The sequence below is a fragment of the Streptomyces sp. SAS_272 genome (assembly GCF_052543235.1).
On record NZ_JBMNDR010000026.1, the window covers coordinates 73,411 to 91,206 of the forward strand.

The 17,796-nt window shown below is 72.4% G+C and carries 13 protein-coding genes; 5 read left to right on the forward strand and 8 right to left on the reverse strand.

Translation table 11 applies throughout. The annotated features are described in order from the left end of the window. Window positions 1–42: 42 nt before the first annotated feature. Both ACN6LD_RS17275 and ACN6LD_RS17280 read right to left on the reverse strand, forming a co-directional pair. Complete coding sequence (locus tag ACN6LD_RS17275) at window positions 43–2,499, reverse strand: ABC transporter permease (RefSeq protein WP_445043623.1); 2,457 nt, start codon at window positions 2,497–2,499, stop codon at window positions 43–45. Then, window positions 2,493–3,230 carry an ABC transporter ATP-binding protein gene (locus tag ACN6LD_RS17280; protein ID WP_319190439.1) on the reverse strand — a complete coding sequence of 246 codons (738 nt, stop codon included), beginning with the start codon at window positions 3,228–3,230 and terminating at the stop codon, window positions 2,493–2,495. Before ACN6LD_RS17280 ends, ACN6LD_RS17275 begins: the two co-directional genes overlap by 7 nt. 199 nt (window positions 3,231–3,429) lie before the next feature. Here ACN6LD_RS17280 and ACN6LD_RS17285 point away from each other — a divergent pair, with 199 nt between their 5' ends. The 3 genes from ACN6LD_RS17285 to trhA all read left to right on the forward strand — a co-directional run bounded on the left by ACN6LD_RS17285 (window position 3,430) and on the right by trhA (window position 6,361). Beyond that, window positions 3,430–4,701, forward strand: coding sequence for a sensor histidine kinase (locus tag ACN6LD_RS17285; protein WP_445043630.1), 1,272 nt, complete (start codon window positions 3,430–3,432; stop codon window positions 4,699–4,701). Then, window positions 4,701–5,333, forward strand: coding sequence for a response regulator (locus ACN6LD_RS17290; RefSeq protein ID WP_445043631.1), 633 nt, complete (start codon window positions 4,701–4,703; stop codon window positions 5,331–5,333). Before ACN6LD_RS17285 ends, ACN6LD_RS17290 begins: the two co-directional genes overlap by 1 nt. A 383-nt stretch (window positions 5,334–5,716) precedes the next feature. After that, complete coding sequence (trhA, locus tag ACN6LD_RS17295) at window positions 5,717–6,361, forward strand: PAQR family membrane homeostasis protein TrhA (RefSeq protein WP_445043624.1); 645 nt, start codon at window positions 5,717–5,719, stop codon at window positions 6,359–6,361. 219 nt (window positions 6,362–6,580) lie between these two features. On the opposite strand, the gene ACN6LD_RS17300 is transcribed toward trhA, so the two are convergent. After that, a complete protein-coding gene (locus tag ACN6LD_RS17300; protein ID WP_445043625.1) occupies window positions 6,581–7,426 on the reverse strand; it encodes an NmrA family NAD(P)-binding protein in 846 nt (281 codons plus the stop codon). Between the two features lie 65 nt (window positions 7,427–7,491). Between ACN6LD_RS17300 and ACN6LD_RS17305 the strand changes: the two genes are divergently transcribed. After that, window positions 7,492–7,827: a winged helix-turn-helix transcriptional regulator gene (locus ACN6LD_RS17305; RefSeq protein ID WP_319190444.1), complete on the forward strand. Its 336-nt coding sequence runs from the start codon at window positions 7,492–7,494 to the stop codon at window positions 7,825–7,827. Between the two features lie 126 nt (window positions 7,828–7,953). On the opposite strand, the gene ACN6LD_RS17310 is transcribed toward ACN6LD_RS17305, so the two are convergent. From ACN6LD_RS17310 to ACN6LD_RS17330, 5 genes are all read right to left on the reverse strand, one after another. Then, window positions 7,954–8,463: a MarR family winged helix-turn-helix transcriptional regulator gene (locus ACN6LD_RS17310; RefSeq protein WP_445043626.1), complete on the reverse strand. Its 510-nt coding sequence runs from the start codon at window positions 8,461–8,463 to the stop codon at window positions 7,954–7,956. A 214-nt stretch (window positions 8,464–8,677) separates the two neighbouring features. Then, window positions 8,678–9,325, reverse strand: coding sequence for a VC0807 family protein (locus ACN6LD_RS17315; RefSeq protein WP_319190448.1), 648 nt, complete (start codon window positions 9,323–9,325; stop codon window positions 8,678–8,680). A 154-nt stretch (window positions 9,326–9,479) separates the two neighbouring features. Beyond that, a complete protein-coding gene (locus ACN6LD_RS17320; protein WP_319190450.1) occupies window positions 9,480–10,100 on the reverse strand; it encodes a TetR/AcrR family transcriptional regulator in 621 nt (206 codons plus the stop codon). A 136-nt stretch (window positions 10,101–10,236) separates the two neighbouring features. Continuing rightward, a complete protein-coding gene (locus ACN6LD_RS17325; protein ID WP_319190451.1) occupies window positions 10,237–11,232 on the reverse strand; it encodes a Gfo/Idh/MocA family protein in 996 nt (331 codons plus the stop codon). Then, window positions 11,229–12,608, reverse strand: a complete 1,380-nt coding sequence (locus tag ACN6LD_RS17330) for an NDP-hexose 2,3-dehydratase family protein (protein WP_445043627.1) — start codon at window positions 12,606–12,608, stop codon at window positions 11,229–11,231. The genes ACN6LD_RS17325 and ACN6LD_RS17330 overlap by 4 nt, the downstream gene beginning before the upstream one ends. A 375-nt stretch (window positions 12,609–12,983) precedes the next feature. Between ACN6LD_RS17330 and ACN6LD_RS17335 the strand changes: the two genes are divergently transcribed. Then, window positions 12,984–17,796: beta-ketoacyl synthase N-terminal-like domain-containing protein (locus ACN6LD_RS17335; protein ID WP_445043628.1), on the forward strand; the 4,813-nt coding region annotated here is incomplete at its 3' end.

Consider the following 17,796-nt stretch of genomic DNA (forward strand, 5'->3'; position numbering starts at 1 on the left):
AAGGCCGCGGACCGGTTCGGGCGGCCCCGTGGGGCGGGAGGCTCATCGCTTTCCCGCCCCAGCGTCCACCGCACTGCGGCGCAGCAGCAGGCCGGCCGGAACGACCGCCGAGATCACGGCGAGCACCGCGCAGGCGCCCAGGACCGCCGCGAGCGTCGCCCACGGCATCTCGACGGACGTCCACACCGAGCACAGGCCCAACGCGCCCCACATGCCCACCAGTTCGAGACCGGCGACCAGTGCTCCGAGCAGCCCGCCGACCACGACGACCATCAGCGCCTCCGCGCCCACCAGCCGCAGCACCTGCCACCGGGTGGCGCCGGCCAGCCGCAGCACGGCCAGTTCGCGGGACCGGTCGGAGGTCGCCATGACCATCGTGTTGGCCAGCGAGATGCCGGTGTAGAGCAGGGCGATCCCGAGGACCAGGAAGAAGCCCATGCGGGTCGTGCGGTCGGTTTGCGGGTCCATCGCGCGCACCCAGGCATCCCTGGTGACCACCTCCCCGCCCGACCCTCGCAGCGCCTGACGCAGCCCGGTGGCCACGGCGTGCACGTCGGCGCCGTCCGCGAGGCGTGCCTCCACCCGGTCGACGGGGGCGCCGACGGCGTTGCGCGGGGTGACGTAGACGCCGTTGTCGCCGGTGCCGACGGTCATGACCGCGGCGATCCGCAGGGACCTCCTCGTGCCGTCGCCGAGCCACACGTCCACCCGCTCACCCACGGTGTGCTTCTCCCACTCCTCGTTGACGATGATCGAGTCGTCGTCGAGAGCGGTCACCGTCCCTGCGGCGAGCGGAAGACGGGCCGTCGCCGCGAACGGCCGCGGCTCCACGGCCCTGGCCTCGGATCTGACGAGCGCCACGCCGTCCTCGAGGACGTACACCGCGCTCGACGAACTCGGCGAGACCTCGACGCCGGACACCCCCCGCAGCCGCCGGACCGTCGCCGCGTCGAAACCGGCGTCGCCCGCCGAAGTGACCACGAGGTCGGCGGCCGTCCGCTCACGCACCTCGGTGGCCCTCGCCTCGTCGAGGGTCGCGGTGGCGCCGAGGAGCGAGCCCGCCAGCGCGACCGTGACCAGCACGGGCGCCGCGACGGCTGCGGTGCGGCGCACCCCGGCGGCGGCGTTCTCCCGCGCCAGCATCCCGCCGGCGCCCGGCAGCCGGGACGGCAGCCAGGCGATCAGCCGGGTCGGCCGGCGCACCAGCGCCGGCGCGAGCAGGGCGACCGCGGTGATCAGCAGCATGGGCCGGCTCACATAGGTCTTGCGCTGCAGCAGTTCGCCCGGGTTCGTCGCCAGGGCCCAGACGAGCGTCACCGCGGCGGCGACCAGCAGGGCCGCGCCGAACAGCCGGCGGCCCCGTGTCATGGGCCGGGCGTCCACGGACGCCTCGCGCAGGGCCTCGGCGGGACCGGTGCGCCCCGCCCGCCAGGACGCGGCCAGCACGCCGCACAGGGCCACCGACAGCCCCGTCCAGAACGCCGCATGGAAGGGCCAGGCGTGGTCGCCGATGGCGAACCAGCCGGGGGCGAGGCGCTCGTCGACCGCCCACTCGGCGAGCCCCGGCGCCGCACGGGAACCGAGTGCGCATCCGGCGGCCGAGGCGAGCACGCCCACCGCCAGCGCCTCGCAGACGACCATGCGGCGGATCTGCCCCGGGGTCGCGCCGGCGGTGCGCAGCAGCCCGAACTCGCGTCGTCGCTGGGCCACCGTGAACGCGAAGGTCGAGGCCACCACGAACACCGACACGAACCCGGTGACACCGCCGGCCGTGCCGAACATCGCGTTCATCGCGGTGAGCGCCTCGCGGTCGCGGTCGGGGTCGGCGTCGGCGTACCGGCGCGCGTCCCCGGTGAGGACCTGGACCCCCTCGTCACCGCGCACCGCCTCGCGCACGGCCGCGGGATCGGCGTCCACCACGAGCTGGGGGCTGCGCGGCGACAGTTCGGCGGCACGGGCGGCGGTGTAGAACACGGCGTTCTCGAAGCCCGGCCCGGCTACGGCGCCGACGACGCGCACGGCGCCGCCGTCGGTGCGCACCCGGGCGCCCGGACGTGCCCAGTCACCGCTGACGACGACCTCGTCCGCGGCCGCGGGCGCCCGCCCCGCGGCGAGCCGGTACGGCGCGAAGGCCGCGGTGGGCCAGGGATGGCCCACCAGATCGGCGGGCCCGCCCTGCGCCCGCACGGCGAACGACCGGTCCTGCACGACGGTCCCGAGGTCCCGCAGCCTCGCGACCGCGTCGGCGGGCACGGCACGCGGCTGTGCGAGCTTCTGGTCGCGCTCACCGATCGAGGTCGGCACCCGCAGGGTGTCCTGGCCCTTGACGACGACGGGCGCGGCGGCGAACCGCTCCGGCCCGCGCTCGGGTGCGTCCAGCGAGGACGCGAGGGCCAGTCCCATCACGGCGATCAGCGCCACCCCCAGGGAGAGGGCGACGAAGCTGCCGACGAAAGTGACCCATCGGGTGCGCAGGGTGCACAGCGTGGTGCTCAGCACGGCGCCGCCTCCAGCCCGGACAGACGCGCCGCGATGTCGTGCGCGCGGGCGCCCAGCAGCTCGCCGTCGACCCGGCCGTCGACGAGGAGGACGACGCGGTCGGCGTAGGAGGCAGCGACGGGGTCGTGGGTGACCATGACGATCGTCCCGCCGTCCCGGTCGACCATGCCGCGCAGCAGCGTCAGCACCTCGCGGCCGGTCCGCGAGTCGAGCGCGCCGGTCGGCTCGTCGCCGAACAGCACTTCCGGACGAGTGATCATGGCGCGGGCCAGGGCTACCCGCTGCTGCTGGCCGCCGGACATCTCCGACGGGCGGTGTCGCGCCCGGTCGTCGAGCCCGACCTGCCGGAGCACCTCACGCACCTGTGCCGTCTTCGGGCGGCGGCCGGCGAGCCGCAGCGGCAGGGACACGTTCTGCTCGGCGGTCAGCGAGGGCAGCAGGTTGAACGCCTGGAACACGAAGCCGATGCGCTCGCGGCGCAGCAGGGTCAGCGCGGTCTCGCTCAGCCCGGTCAGCTCCGTGCCGCCCACGGTGACCGAGCCCGACGTGGGCCGGTCCAGGCCGGCGGCGCACTGCAGCAGGGTCGACTTGCCGGACCCGGAGGGGCCCATGACGGCGGTGAACGTCCCCCTCGGGAAGGCGAGCGACACCTGGTCGAGGGCGGTGACGGACGTGCCGCCCGAGCCGTATCGCCGGGTCACGGAGTCCAGTCGGATCGCGTCGTTGCTCATGTGGTGCCCCATCGGTATCTCTTCCTCGGCTCGTCGGTGTCTCCACGAAACCGCGGAAGCCCCGCGTGGCGCAGTAAGGCCGGAACGAGTCCTGGGGTAGGGCCAGACATACCCCCGACACGGGTCCTGGACCGATGGCACCGGACCGGTGGGGCCGCCTACGGTCATGCACATGCACCCTCGGAATGTGTGGCAGGCCATGTCCCGGCCGGGCTTTCTGCTGTCGGCCTGGCCCTGGCGCTCCGCCGCGTATCTGCTCACCGGCGCGCTGACGGGCGCCGTCACCCTGGTGGTGATCGTGACGGTGGCGGTGGTCTGCGGTGCGCTCGCCATCGTCCTGGTGGGGCTGCCGCTGCTCGTGGTGGTCGCCCTGGGCGGGATCCCGGCGGCCCGGGTGGAGCGGCGCAGGATGCGCCTGGTCGACCGCGACCCGCTGTCCGGTGGGCACCGGACGCCGTCCGCACCGGGACTGCGGCCCTGGCTGACCACCCGGCTGCGCGAGCAGGCGACCTGGCGGGAGCTCGGGTACGCGCTGCTGTTCGCCGGGCTGCTGTGGCCGGTCGACGCGCTGGCCCTCACCGTCGCGCTGCTCTGCCCGCTGTCCATGGCGGCCACTCCGCTGCTGATGGCCACGGTCGGCGACGGCCGGGAGGCGAAGGTGCTCAAACAGTGGACGGTCACCACCTGGCCGACCGCTTTCGGCGTCGCCGTACTGGGCCTGCTCCTGGCGGCTCTGGGCGCCTACCTCCTCGGCGTCACGGCGGGCGCCCGCGCCGGCCTGGCCCGGCTCCTGATCGCCCCACGCGAGGGCGACCTCGGCTCCACGGCGGTCGAACTGGCCCGTTCCCGTGTCCGGCTGGTCGATGCCTTCGAGGCCGAACGGCGCCGTATCGAGCGCGATCTGCACGACGGCGCCCAACAGCGCCTCGTGGCCCTGACGATGGCCCTCGGGCTGGCCCGCCTGGACGCCCCGCCCGGCCCGCTCGCCGAGCAGCTCACCAGGGCCCACGCGGAGGCGGGCAAGGCGCTCGCGGAGCTGCGGGAGCTCATCCACGGCATCCACCCCCAGGTCCTCACGGACTACGGCCTGCCCGCCGCGATCAGCGACGCCGCCGACCGCTGCGTGGTCCCCGTCGACGTCGACCTCGCACTGCCGGGACGGCCCGCCAGGGCGATCGAGTCCGCCGTCTACTTCGTGGTCTGCGAGGCGCTGGCCAACGTCGCCAAGCACAGCGGCGCCGGCCGCGCGCAGGTCAGCGGGGGGCATCGCGAAGGACGTCTGTTCCTCGAGGTGCGCGACGACGGCCGCGGCGGCGCGGACCCGACGGCCGGCAGCGGACTCACCGGCCTCGCCGACCGGGTCTCGGTCCTCGATGGCAGACTTGCCCTGACCAGTCCGCCAGGTGGACCGACTCTCTTGCGTGTGGAGTTTCCTTGCGAGGTGCCCAAGGCGGCCGACCGCTGCGCGTAGTGCTGGCCGAGGACAGCGTGCTGCTGCGGGAAGGCCTCATCGGCCTGCTCGACCGCTGCGGACACCGGGTGGTGTCCGCGGTCGGGGACGCGCGGGCGCTGGTCGCCGCGGTCGAGGAGCATGTCCCCGACATCGTCGTGACGGACGTGCGGATGCCGCCCGGTTTCCAGGACGAGGGACTGCACGCGGCAGTGCGGCTGCGGGAGAAGCGCCCCGCACTGCCCGTCCTGGTCCTCAGCCAGTACGTGCAACGCACGTACGCCGCCGAACTCCTGGACTCCGGCGACGGATCGGGCGTCGGGTATCTGCTCAAGGACCGGGTCGGCCAGGTCGAGGAGTTCATGGCGGCGCTGCACAAGGTGGCGGACGGCGGGACGGTGGTCGACCCCGAGGTGGTACGCCAGTTGCTGCGCCGCCGCCGCGATCCGCTGGAGCAGCTCACCCCGCGCGAACGCGAGGTGCTGGCGCTGATCGCCGAAGGCAGGTCCAACGGCGCGATCGCCAAAGAGCTGGTGGTCTCCGAAGCGGCGATCGGCAAGCACATCGGCAACATCCTCACCAAGCTGGACCTGCCTCCGACGGACACCACGCACCGCAGGGTCCTGGCCGTCCTGACCTACCTCCGGGCCTGACGCCCGCCGAGCGCACTGCGCCGTCATGGCCCGCGGCCGCCCCGTCCGGACGACGACCACGACCCCGCCCGCACCACGACCCCGCCCGCACCACGGGCCCGCCCGCACCACGGGCCCGCCCGCACCACGGGCCCGCCCGCACCACGGGCCCGGCGGCCGCCGGCGACCGGCCGACGCTCCGCGCCACCCCGCCGGACCGCATGCTCTGGCCACTTCGAGAAGATGAGCGCATGTTCGCCGAAGAAACTGAGCCGCCGTCCCCGGGCCGAGAGCCACAGCCCGGACCCGGCAGCACCTCCGACGGCGCCGTGCGGGCCGCGGCGCAAGACCAGTCACCCGCCGCGCACCGTCGGCCGGCAGCCGCCACCGGGCTCGAAGGCGGTATGGAGCGTGCGGTGGCCGCGCTGAAGCCGCGGATGCGCGGCTGGCTGCACGCCGGCGTGTTCCCTCTCGCGCTGGCCGGCGGGATCGTCCTGATCGCCGTGTCGCGCTCGGGGGCGGCGGTGGCGGCCTGCTCGGTGTACGCGGTGTCGGCCTGCCTGCTGTTCGGCACCAGCGCTGTCTACCACCGCGGGACGTGGGGCCCGCGCGGTGAGGCGGTGCTGCGGCGGCTGGACCACGCGAACATCTTCCTCATCATCGCCGGCACCTACACCCCGCTGGCGGTGCTGCTGCTGCCCCCGGACCGTCAGCGGCTGCTGCTGGCCGTGGTGTGGGCGGGCGCGCTCGCCGGGATCGCGTTCCGCACCCTGTGGATCGGGGCTCCCCGGTGGCTGTACACCCCGTGCTACATCGCACTGGGCTGGGTGGCCGTCTTCAATCTCCCCGACTTCGCGCGCACCGGCGGCGCAGCCGTCGTCGTCCTCGTCATCGTCGGCGGCCTGCTCTACACCGCGGGAGCCGTCGTGTACGGGCTCAAGCGCCCGGACCCGTCACCCTCGTGGTTCGGCTTCCACGAGGTCTTCCACGCCCTGACGATCGCCGCCTTCGCCTCCCACTACACGGCCATCCTCCTGGCGGCCGGATAGCCGGACAGCCGGGTGGCCGGACAGCCGCGGTCGGCGACCGTGGGGTCGGTGTGCCGCATCAGCCTGCCGCCCTCGGCGTTCAGGAGACCGTGACCGCGAGTCGAGGGCGGCCCAGGCAGCCGATGCCGTGCGGAACAGCAGCCGGACGGCGACCCCTGACGAACTCGGCCGAAGCCGAAGCCGAAGCCGAAGCCGAAGCCGAAGCCGATGACGGTCAGGTCAGAGGCCTATGTCGGTCAGCCACCGTCCGGTGGTGCGGGGGGCGATGCCGAGCAGTTTCTGGGCGGAGTGCTCGGGTGTGAGGGAGCGGTCCGCAAGCGTGCTCATGGCCGCGTAGGCCGCGGCGACGTCGGCGGCGGGGCCCTCGCCGATCAACGGTGCGACGGAGCTGCAGAACTGCTCGGGTGTGATCCGTTCGAAGACCACGTCCTTGCCGAAGTGGGCGCCGAACGCCTCGGCCAGGTCCGGTCCGGTGATCGCCGGGTACTGGCCGACGGAGACCACGCCGGTGATGTCGGGGCGGTCGAACAGGGCGGCGACGGCATCCGCGACGTCCAGGTGCGACGCCCAGGAAACCGGGAAGTCGGCACGGATCGGGTAGGGCAGCACACCTCGTTCGCGGACCGTGTCGAGGACGTACGGCATGAGCAGGTTCTCCAGGTAGAACGTGGGCGCGATCACCGCATGGGGCACCCCGGTGTCCGCCAGGCCGTCGGCCAGCGCCGCGGCCGCGCCGCCGGTTTCGGGGTCGGTCGGGGCCCCGCTGGTGGAGAACACCACCCGGGCCGGGCGGGCCGCGCGGACCGCGGCGAGGATGTTGTGCGCGTAGGTCCGGCGGTCCTCTTCGGAGACCACCGGCAGGTGGACGAACACTCCGTCAGCGCCGCGGTACGCCTCGGTCAGTTCCGTGGTGGAGTCGTAGCCGGCGGCCACGACACGCTGCGCGCCGTCCACGACGACGTCGGCGTTTCGGGTCAGAGCGGTCACGGACCTGCCCGCGGCGGCGAGAGCGGCGACGACGGGGGCGCCCTGGGCGCCGGTGGCGCCGTGAATCACGTAGGTCATGACGCCATTAGTGCATGAGGTGCACCAGTTACATCAACTGCACTAATGGGGTACGGTCGAAAACTGTGACCGATCCCTGTCTCCCCGAGTGCGGCGTCGCCCGGTTCCTCACACTGCTCAACGGCCCGTGGGCGACCCTGATCGTGCGCGAGCTGCTGCATGGACCCCTCCGCTTCAACGAGTTGCGCGGGGCCCTGCCGGGCATCAGCCCGCACACCCTGACCAGCCGGCTGCGCCAGTTCGAGCGGCACGGCATCGTCACCCGCACGACCTATGCGGAGATCCCGCCGCGTGTCGAGTACGCGCTGACCCCTCTCGGCGAGGGGCTGCGGGACGTCCTGGAAGCCATGGGCGCCTGGGCCAAGGGTGTGCCGGATCCCGAGGTCGACGCGACCGCGTGACGGGGCCCGGGCCCGCGTCGACGAGCCGGCCGAAGAGGTCGTCGAGGAGTGCGGGCCAGGTGGCGAAGTGGGGCAGCAGCGGGCCGACGAAGCCATGGGCGGCGAGGCATGCCTGCCTCCTGTCGCTCAGGACGCCGGCCGGCCAGGCTGCTTCGGCGTCCGCATGCCCGGCATCGGCGCCTGCCCGGCGGCCTTGCGCTTGGCGTCCAGGGTCCGTCCGGCTTCCCGCAGCCGGACGAGGACCGCCGTCACCTCGCGCACGGACTGTTCGGAGACGACCGACCCGATCCGCAGTTCCAGCTCCTCCTCGAAGACCTTCAGCGCTCCGTCCACCAGTTTCCGCCCCTCAGGCGTCAGCTCGACGACCGAGGAACGGCGGTCGTGGGGATTGGCACGCCGCTCACACAGTCCGGCCGCCTCCAGGCGGTCGACCAACTTGCTCGTGCCGCCCACGGTGATGGAGAACTCCTCCGCGATGTCCTGGATCCGCGGCCCGGGCCGGAGCAACAGCAGGTGCAACACCTCGAACGACGTCAGCGGCAGGTCGTACTCGGCCCGCAACCGCCCCTCGATGCCGTTCCACAACTCGATCTCCAGCGAGATCAGCTCTCGGTACAGGCGCTTCAGGTCGGCCATCGCTCATCTTCCGAAGAATTATCTTCCGTGGAGGTCAACTGTAGGTCATCGGTATCGAGAGCCGTGAGCTCGGACGGCCTGCGTCCCCGTTTCCGTTCTCGGCCGGAGAAGCACGTGAAACGGCAACGCCCCGGTACGCAGTCAGTACCGGGGTGGCCCCAGGGGGCCTGCGCACCGTGATGCCGTCACCCGCGTGATCGGGTTCCGTGTCCGCTCAGTCGTTCGCCTCGTCCTGCTGGGTCGTCGCCGCGAAGCCGCGGCGGGGTCCGAGGCTGCCGAAAATCTTGACGAGTGTGCGGGTGCGGACCAGCGCGACCTGAGTGATCACCTGGAGGAGGATCCACGAGATCCCGTACAGGGCGCCGTCCAGCGCGGGGACGCTGTCGACGGGCAAGGTGTAGGCCATGAGAAGCCGAAGCAGGGCGTCGCACAGCAGACCGACGCCCCACAGCACGGTCAAGCCGCGCCACACGCGCCGGAACGACGCGTCGGACGTCCACAACCGCTCCAGTGTCGCGGTCTTCCCGGGCAGGAGGGTGCGCAGCGCCTGGTAGGTGAACGGGCGCCCGGTGAACAGGGTGACCAGCAGCCAGATTCCGGCCAGCGCGGTGAACAGGCCGTTGCGGGCGAGAGCGATGCGCGGGTCCGAGGTCAGCAGCGAGGCAACCGCGCTCACCACGAGCAGCGCGAGGGTGAAAACCCCGATCGCGTCCAGTCTTCGATGGCGTATCGCGGAGTGGAGCGTGTGCAGAGCGGGCGCTGAACCGCTGAGCAGCAGGGCGGTGATCTCACCCGCTCCCCACGCGCGTAACAGGTAATAGAGCCCCACGGGCAGCACGATGTCGCAGACGACGGTGACCACGAAGGCCCAGGGTGAAGAAGGGCTCTCGGATGTGGTGGTGGATGCCGTCGCGGAAGGTGCGGACGCGGGCGTCGTGGACTCAGGGCGGGGTGTGGGGGAGGTCATGAGATGTGCTCCGCAGTCGTGGCCTCGGGCATGCCGGCCGAACTTGGTCTCACACGGGCGTCGTGCAGCGGTCGAACGCGACCGTCAGTTCGCGCGCGCACCGGTCCAGGTCCATCGCCGCCTGGGACAGATGGCGGCGCAGGACGGCATCGATCGCGCCACGGATGGCCAAGGCCATGGTGACGCAGTCGAAGTCGCCGAACTCCCCTGCGTCACAGCCCTGTTCGAGCAGGTCGGCGAGCCGGTCCACGGACATGATGCTGCGTTCGACGTCCTCCAGACCGGTGATCTGCCGGTCCCGGATCATTTTGACGATCTCGGTGAGCGCCTGGGAGTGCATCGGATAGCGCGTGATGAAGTCGAAGTTCGACGTGATGTACGCGCTCAGTTTGCCGCGGTACGTCCGCTCGTCGCCCATGCGCACGCAGGCCACCTTTTCGGCCATTTCGAGGATGACGCGGGCGGCTTCCGCGAAAAGCTCGGGCTTGCCGGAGAAGTGGTACGAGATCATTCCTGTACTGCAGAGTTCGGCCTGTTGCGAGATTCTGCTGAACGACGCCTTTGTGTAGCCGGAGTCGGCGAGCGTTTCGATAGCCGCCTGTACTATCTGCGCCCGCCGCGCATTCTGCGTGAAAGTCCTGGTGTGCGCCTTGGGTGTTCTGGCCGTCATGACTTCAGATTAACCGGGTCGTGATCGTGATTTTCCTAGAGTTCGGAGGTTCGTTGCCTCGTCGAGATATCTCTGCCCCCTCCCCCTGCGGACCCGTCTCCGGCGCCGTCGTCCGGCAGCCTCGGGCGATCGGCCGTCAGCACACCGGGGTCCGTCGAGCCGTCCTGCGGACGGCGTCGACGAGGTCCATCGTGGCGATCGAGTCCATGAGCTGCCGGCTGTCGCCGCCGCCCGAGCGGCCCGCGCGCGCGAACTCCGCCAGCAGGAGCGCCAGCTGGTCGGCGGCGGGCAGAGACAGCCGCTCCTCGCGGTCCTGTTCCTCGATGACGAGCAGCGGCTGGTGGTGTGCCGGCGGAGTGAACGCCCGGGTCACCGTCAGCCGTGCCCGATCGCCCCACACCGTGTAGGTCGACGCGTAGGCGTGCTCGAAGCCGAACGCCAACTCGGCCAGGACCCCCGACGGTGAGGTGAGCAGTACCTGACCCGACAGATCGAGGCCGTCCGAGGCGCGGGTGCGCAATGTCGCCCCGGCCACCTCCAGGCCCGGCCCGAGCAGGTGCACGGCGGCCCGCAGCGGGTACACGCCGGCGTCGAGCAGCGCTCCGCCGCCCAGCCGGGCGTCGTAGCGGATGTCGTCCTGCGGCAGCGGCGGAATGCAGAACGCGGCACGGAAGGAGGCCGGCCGGCCCACCCGGCCGTCGGCCATCAGTTCCCGCACCCTGGCGTGTTGCGGATGGTGCAGGAACATGAAGTTCTCCCGCAGCGCCAGTCCGCGTTCCGCTGCCAGCGCGCACTGGGAACGCGCTTCGGCGGCGTCGACCCCGATCGGCTTCTCCACCAGCACGTGCTTGCCCGCGTGCAGTGCCCGCTCGGCCCAGTGGCTGTGCAGGGCCGTCGGGGTCGACACGTACACCGCGTCCACGTCCGTTCGCTCCAGCAGTGCCTCGGCGTCCTCCTCGGCCGCGCAGCCGAACTGTTCCGCGAAGCGGGCCGCCTTCTTCGCCGCACGTCCGGCGACGGCCGCCAGCTCCCACTCCGGCATGCGGGTCACCGTCGGCAGGACCCGCCGCTCGGCCATCGACGAGGTACCGATCACCCCGAGGCGCAGCGGCCGCGCCGCCGGGGCCGTCACAGCGACCTCAACGCGGTGACCAGCGTACGTGCCTGCACACTCAAGTTGTGGCTGTAGCGCAGCAGTTCGTCGACCTGGCGCAGCGACACCCAGCGGAACTCCTCCGATTCCAGCGGCGTCTCGTCCTCGATCTCGATGATCACGTAGTGGCTCTGGGCGTTGAGGAATCGCCCGCCCTCCTCCGACAGCAGCACGTCGTACACGGCGCTGCCGCGCCGGTTCTGCACCTCGTCCAGGTAGGGCGGCCACGATGCGCGCGGCAGGTGCGAGTAGTTCTGGACCGTGCACTGCACCGTCGGCCCCAGCTCGACCACCGTCAGGAAGCCGGCCTCGGCGCGCGCCCGCAGCAGCACATGGCGTACGCCGTCGACCCGGCGTACGAACAGGGCGGCGATGCCCGTCCCGTGCGGCTCGATGAGCGGCTGCGACCAGGCCGCCACTTCACGGCGGCCCGAGACGACGTCCACGGCCACCACGCTGAAGTGGTGTCCGCGCACGTGGGACACCGTGTGCGGATCGTGCTGCCAGCCTTGTGTGTCCGCGAGCCCGATCGGCGCCACGCTCACGTCGTGCTCCGCCCGTCGCCGAGTGATCCAACTGCGTATCTCGGCGTCCGAGTGCAGCGATCCGGCCAGGGCGGAGGCGTCCGCCCGCCAGTCGGGCAGGCACGACAGGACCGTCCGGGCGTCCATGTTCACGACGTTGTCCTGCTTGAGGAGCATGTTGACCTGACGCAGAGTCAGCCAGGCGAAGTCCTCGCCCGCCTCCACCTCGGGACCGACCCGCACGATCATGTTGCGGTTCCTCTTGCGCAGGAACCACGAGCCCTGCTCCGACTGGAGGACGTCGGCCACCACCGCACCAGGCTCCGGACTGCGGAAGCACTCCAGGTACCGGACGGCCGAACCTCCGTGCACCCGCATGTAGTTGCTCTTCGTCGCCTGGACGGTCGGTGACAACTGCATCCCGTTCACGTTGCCCGGCTCCGACTTCGCCTGCAGCAGCAGGTGAGGTATCCCCCCGAAGTCCCGCATGGCGATCCCCAGGATCCCGATCTCGGGCTGATCGACGATCGGCTGCTCCCACTCGGAAACCGGACCGAAGTCCGAGTGGACCCGCAGCCCGTGCACCGAGAAGAACCCACCGCTCGCGTGCCGCAGATCGCCGGTCCCCTCCTCGAACCGCCAGCCGGCCAGCCCCTCGAACGGCACCCGTTCCACCTGCTGGGGGTGGGCGCGACGCCTGTCCTCCAGCCACGCCGCGAGTTCCACGTCGCTGAGCACACCGCCGTCGACGGTCGCCGCGGAGACCGCCAGAGCCGCCAGCGTGCGGGCCTCCTCGCCGTGCGACGCCGCAGGCGCGATTGTCGGAGTCATCCATCAGCCCTTCTTTCGACCGGGGAGTGCGGCGACCGTTCGCGGGATCAACCAGGGCGGGGCGCCGGCGCGTGCACCCGCGCCGAAGGGCGCGCAGCCATATCCGCCCCCACAGAGTGCCCGTTCGTATTCGAGCATTCGCCTAGACCGCCTCCCCTTGCGGCGGGCCCCGCCACTGGCTATGGCCCGCCACGCGTCCGGCGGCAGCGACCGCGGCCGGCCGGGGCGACCGGCCGCGGCGACCGACCGGGCAAGGCCCACGACGTGCCTAGAGATTCCCCTAGAGCGTTTCCCCGGATCGCCGGACGGCCCCTGTCCGCGTGCGAATGTGTGAGCCACCCCCAGCCTCCCGCCCCCGGTTTTGGAGTGCCATCGATGAACCAGCCGGTGCCCACCGCCGTCCGAAACACCGCTCCGGGTCACGAGCCCGTGGCCGTGGTCGGCCTCGCGTGCCGGCTCCCGGGCGCCGACGATCCGGCCGCCTACTGGGAGCTGCTGGCCGCGGGCCGCAGCGCCGTCACCGACACCCCGCAGGACCGGCGCGAGGGCGCACCCGCAGAGGGCTGGCCCACCCCGCACGGTGGCACCGCACCCCTGCGCGGCGGCTACATCAGCGCACCCGCAGACTTCGACGCCGCGTTCTTCGGCATCTCGCCCCGCGAGGCCGACGCCATGGACCCGCAGGCCCGCCTCGCTCTCGAACTGGGCTGGGAGGCCCTGGAGCACGCCGGTGTCCCGGTCACCGCCGCCCTGCGCGCCGTGGCGGTCTACCTGGGCGTCGACGGGTGCGACTACGCGGACGTCGTCCGCGACGCAGGACAGGGAACCGGACACCACACGCTCACCGGCCTCCACCGCTCCCTCATCGCCAACCGGCTGTCCTACGCGCTCGGCGTCAGCGGCCCCAGCGTGACCGTCGACAGCGCTCAGTCGTCCTCCCTGGTCGCAGTCCAGCTCGCCTGCGACAGCCTCCGGCTCGGTGACTGCGACCTCGCCCTCGCCGGCGGAGTGCACCTCAACCTCGATCCGCGAAGCTCCCTGGCTGCGGCCCAGTTCGGGGCGCTCTCCCCGGACGGCGCCTGCCACACCTTCGACGCCCGCGCCAACGGCTACGTACGCGGCGAAGGCGGCGGCGTCGTCGTGTTGAAGCTGCTCTCACGCGCCGTCGCCGACGGTGACCACATCCACGCCGTCATCCGCGGCGGAGCCCTCAACAACGACGGCGCCGGATCCAGCATCACCACTCCGGACGCCGACGCCCAGGCGGCGGTCCTGCGCACCGCGTGCCGGCGCGCCGGGGCAGACCCCGCCGGCATCGGTTACGTCGAACTCCACGGGACCGGAACCCGCGTCGGCGACCCCGTCGAGGCCGCAGCCCTCGGTGCGGTGCTCGGCACCGCCGACGGGCGACGCGCCCCGCTGGCCGTCGGCTCGGTGAAGACCAACATCGGCCACCTGGAGGGCGCCGCCGGCATCGCAGGACTGCTCAAGGCGGTGCTCTGCCTGTCCCACCGTCGGCTCGTGCCGAGCCTGAACCACGACGAGCCGAACCCCGCCATCGACCTCGACGGCCTCGGCCTGCGCGTCCAGCGCGACACCACCGCCTGGGCCCCGGCCGTCCCCGGCGACCCGCTGCGCGCCGGGGTCTCCTCCTTCGGCATGGGCGGCACCAACGTCCACCTCGTCCTCGAAGAAGCCCCCGTGGCCGAGGACGCCCCGCGGCAGCCGCGCTCCACCCCCGCCACCGTGCCCTGGCTGCTGTCCGCCGCCACCCCCGGCGCGCTCCGTCTCCAGACGGACCGCCTCACCGCACATGTCCGCGACACCGACGCCGACCCCGTCGACATCGGGTGGTCCCTGCTGACCACCCGCACCCCGCTCGCCCACCGGGCCCTCGCCGTGGGCTCGGACACCGCCGGTCTGCTCAGCGGCATCACGGCAGCGGCCCCGTCCCACCCCCTCGACGGCGACGTGAACCGGCCCGTGTTCGTCTTCCCCGGCCAGGGCAGCCAGTGGGCCGGCATGGCCGCCGAACTCCTCGCGTCCTCACCCGTCTTCGCGGCACGCCTCACCGAGTGCGGCCAAGCGCTGGCGCCGCACGTCGCATGGGATCTCGCCGCGGTGCTGCGCGGCGACGCCGACGCTCCGCCCCTGGACCGGTCCGACGTCGTGCAGCCCGTGCTCTGGGCCGTCATGGTGTCCCTGGCCGCCCTGTGGCAGTCGTACGGCGTCCGGCCCGCCGCCGTCGTCGGGCACTCGCAGGGCGAGATCGCCGCCGCCTGCGTGGCCGGAGCCCTCAGCCTGGAGGACGCCGCCCTGGTCGTCGCTCTGCGCAGCAAGATCCTCGTACCGCTCGAGGGCCGCAGCGGAATGGCCGCGCTCGCCCTTTCCGAGGACGCCGCCCGCCGATTCACCGGGAAATGGGGCGATCGCGTCACCGTCGCCGCCCTCAACGGCCCTGCCTCCACGGTCGTCTCCGCCGACGTCGAGACCCTCGACGACATCCTCGCCACCGCGGAGCGCGAGAACATCCGTGCCGGCCGCGTCGGAATCGACTACGCCTCCCATTCTCCGCACGTGAACCCGGCGCGCGAGCAGATGCTCGACCTCCTCGCGGGGATCACCCCGCGCCGGCCGGAGGTGCCCTTCCTGTCCACCGTCACCGGAGACTGGCTCGAAGGTCCGGTCACCGACGCCCGGTACTGGTACGACAACCTCCGCAACCCCGTCCTCCTGGAACCGGCCGTGCGTGCTCTGGCGCTCGCGGGTCACGGCGCGTTCGTCGAGGTCAGCCCGCATCCCGTGCTCATCGCCCCGGTCAAGGAGACCGTCGAGGACGCGACCGGCCCCCGGCAGGCGGTCGTCACCGGAACGCTGCGCAGGGGCCAGGGCGGAGCCGCCCGGTTCCAGGCCTCCCTCGGCGCCCTGTGGAGCCACGGCGCCGACGTCGACTGGACCCCCGCCTTCACCGGTCTGGAGCCCCGGCGCCGCGAACTGCCCACCTACGCCTTCCAGCGCCGACGCCACTGGGTCACCGGAGCCTCGGACAACGTCGCGAACGCGCCGACGGCCACCGCGACGGCGCCCTCCGTCGACGCCCCCGCGGCCACCACGGCGACCGCCTCCGACGACGAGGCGGACTCCGTACTCGGCAGCGGTGACGCGCTCCGCCTCGTCCGTGAGTGCACCGCGGTCGTGCTCGGCTACCCGGACCAGGCCCTGGTCGACCCCCAGCGGACCTTCAAAGAGCTCGGCATCGACTCCGTCACCGCCGTCGAGCTGCGCGACCGGATCAACTCCGTCGGCGGCCTCACCCTTGCGACGACCGCCGTCTACGAGTACCCCACGCCCGCCCGGCTCGCCGAGAGCCTGAGCGCCGCCGCCCCCGCCTCCACCGACGTCGCCGCACGTGATCGCCACGCGGTCGCCGACGAACCGATCGCGATCGTGTCGATGGGGTGCCGCTTCCCCGGCGGCGTCCGCGCCCCTGAGGACCTGTGGCGCCTGGTCCGCGACGAGACCGACGCCGTCAGCGCGTTCCCCACCGATCGTGGCTGGGACGTCGAGGCCCTCTACGACCCCGACCCCGACCGCACCGGCGCCACCTATGTGCGCGAGGGCGGCTTCCTGGCGGGCGCGACCGAGTTCGACGCCGCCTTCTTCGGGATCTCGCCGCGTGAGGCGACGGCGATGGACCCGCAGCAGCGGCTTCTCCTGGAAACCTCCTGGGAGACGATCGAACGGGCAGGACTCGACCCCCGCACTCTGCACGCCACTGCCACCGGCGTCTTCGTCGGAGTCACCGCGCCCGAGTACGGCCCCCGCCTCCACGAAGCGGGCGAAGCCGTCGAAGGCCACCTCCTCACCGGCACGACGGCCAGTGTGGCGTCCGGGCGCATCGCCTACGCCCTGGGATTGGAGGGCCCGGCGGTCACCGTCGACACGGCCTGCTCCTCCTCCCTGGTCGCCCTGCACCTGGCGGTGCGCGCGCTGCGCTCCGGAGAGTGCTCACTGGCCCTGGCCGCCGGAGCCACCGTGATGTCCGGCCCCGGCATGTTCGTCGAGTTCAGCCGTCAGCGCGGCCTGGCCGCCGACGGCCGCTGCAAGCCCTTCGCGGCCGGCGCCGACGGCACCAACTGGGCCGAGGGCGTGGGTGTGCTGCTGCTGGAGCGGTTGTCGGACGCGCGGGCGCTGGGGCATCAGGTGCTGGCGGTGGTGCGGGGTTCGGCGATCAATCAGGACGGTGCGTCGAACGGGTTGACGGCGCCGAACGGTCTTGCGCAGCAGCGGGTGATCCGTGCGGCGCTGGCGGACGCGGGTCTGTCGGCTGCGGACGTGGACGTGGTGGAGGCGCACGGCACGGGGACGAAGCTGGGTGACCCGATCGAGGCGCAGGCGCTGCTGGCGACCTACGGTCAGGAGCGCGACGGCGAGCGCCCGTTGTGGCTCGGGTCCCTCAAGTCGAACATCGGTCACGCACAGGCGGCGGCCGGCGTCGGCGGCGTGATCAAGATGGTGCAGGCCATGAGGGCAGCGGTGCTGCCGAAGTCCCTGCACGCCGAGACCCCCTCGCCGCTGGTCGACTGGTCCGCGGGTGCGGTGGAGTTGCTGGCGCAGGCCCGTGTGTGGGAGGAGGCCGACGGCCGGCCGCGACGGGCGGCGGTGTCGTCGTTCGGCATCAGCGGCACCAACGCCCACGTCGTCCTCGAAGGCGTGACCGAAGCGGGCGTGTCCGAACCGGCGGTGACCGCACCGGTCGTGACGGAACCGGTCCTGCCCGAACTCGCTCACCCGGTCGCGGGCGCGCCTGCCCGTGAGGTCGCACTGCCCTGGCTCGTCTCTGCCCGCACTCCGTCCGCGCTCGCAGAGCAGGAGTCCCGGCTCGCGAAGTTCGCCGCCGAGTCCGGCTCCCTCGACCCGGTGGATGTGGCGTGGTCGTTGTGGCGGTCGCGGTCGGTGTTCGAGTGCCGGTCGGTGGGTGTCGCGGGTGAGTGGGTGGCGTCGGGTTCTGTGGTGGGCGGTGCTGCGTCGCCGGTGTTCGTGTTTCCGGGTCAGGGTGCGCAGTGGGTGGGTATGGCGGTGGAGTTGTTGGATGTGTCGGAGGTGTTCGCTGCGCGGTTCGTTGAGTGTGGTGTGGCGTTGGAGGGGTTGGTGGATTGGTCGTTGGTGGATGTGGTGCGGGGGGTGG

What these genes read in the sequence shown, in the direction of transcription:
- ACN6LD_RS17310 (WP_445043626.1), bottom strand. Translation starts at nt 8,463, where the DNA reads ATGGCCGACCTGAAGCGCCTGTACCGAGAGCTGATCTCGCTGGAGATC.
- ACN6LD_RS17330 (WP_445043627.1), bottom strand. Translation starts at nt 12,608, where the DNA reads ATGACTCCGACAATCGCGCCTGCGGCGTCGCACGGCGAGGAGGCCCGC.
- trhA (WP_445043624.1), top strand. Translation starts at nt 5,717, where the DNA reads ATGGAGCGTGCGGTGGCCGCGCTGAAGCCGCGGATGCGCGGCTGGCTG.
- ACN6LD_RS17300 (WP_445043625.1), bottom strand. Translation starts at nt 7,426, where the DNA reads ATGACCTACGTGATTCACGGCGCCACCGGCGCCCAGGGCGCCCCCGTC.
- ACN6LD_RS17285 (WP_445043630.1), top strand. Translation starts at nt 3,430, where the DNA reads ATGTCCCGGCCGGGCTTTCTGCTGTCGGCCTGGCCCTGGCGCTCCGCC.
- ACN6LD_RS17320 (WP_319190450.1), bottom strand. Translation starts at nt 10,100, where the DNA reads ATGACGGCCAGAACACCCAAGGCGCACACCAGGACTTTCACGCAGAAT.
- ACN6LD_RS17280 (WP_319190439.1), bottom strand. Translation starts at nt 3,230, where the DNA reads ATGAGCAACGACGCGATCCGACTGGACTCCGTGACCCGGCGATACGGC.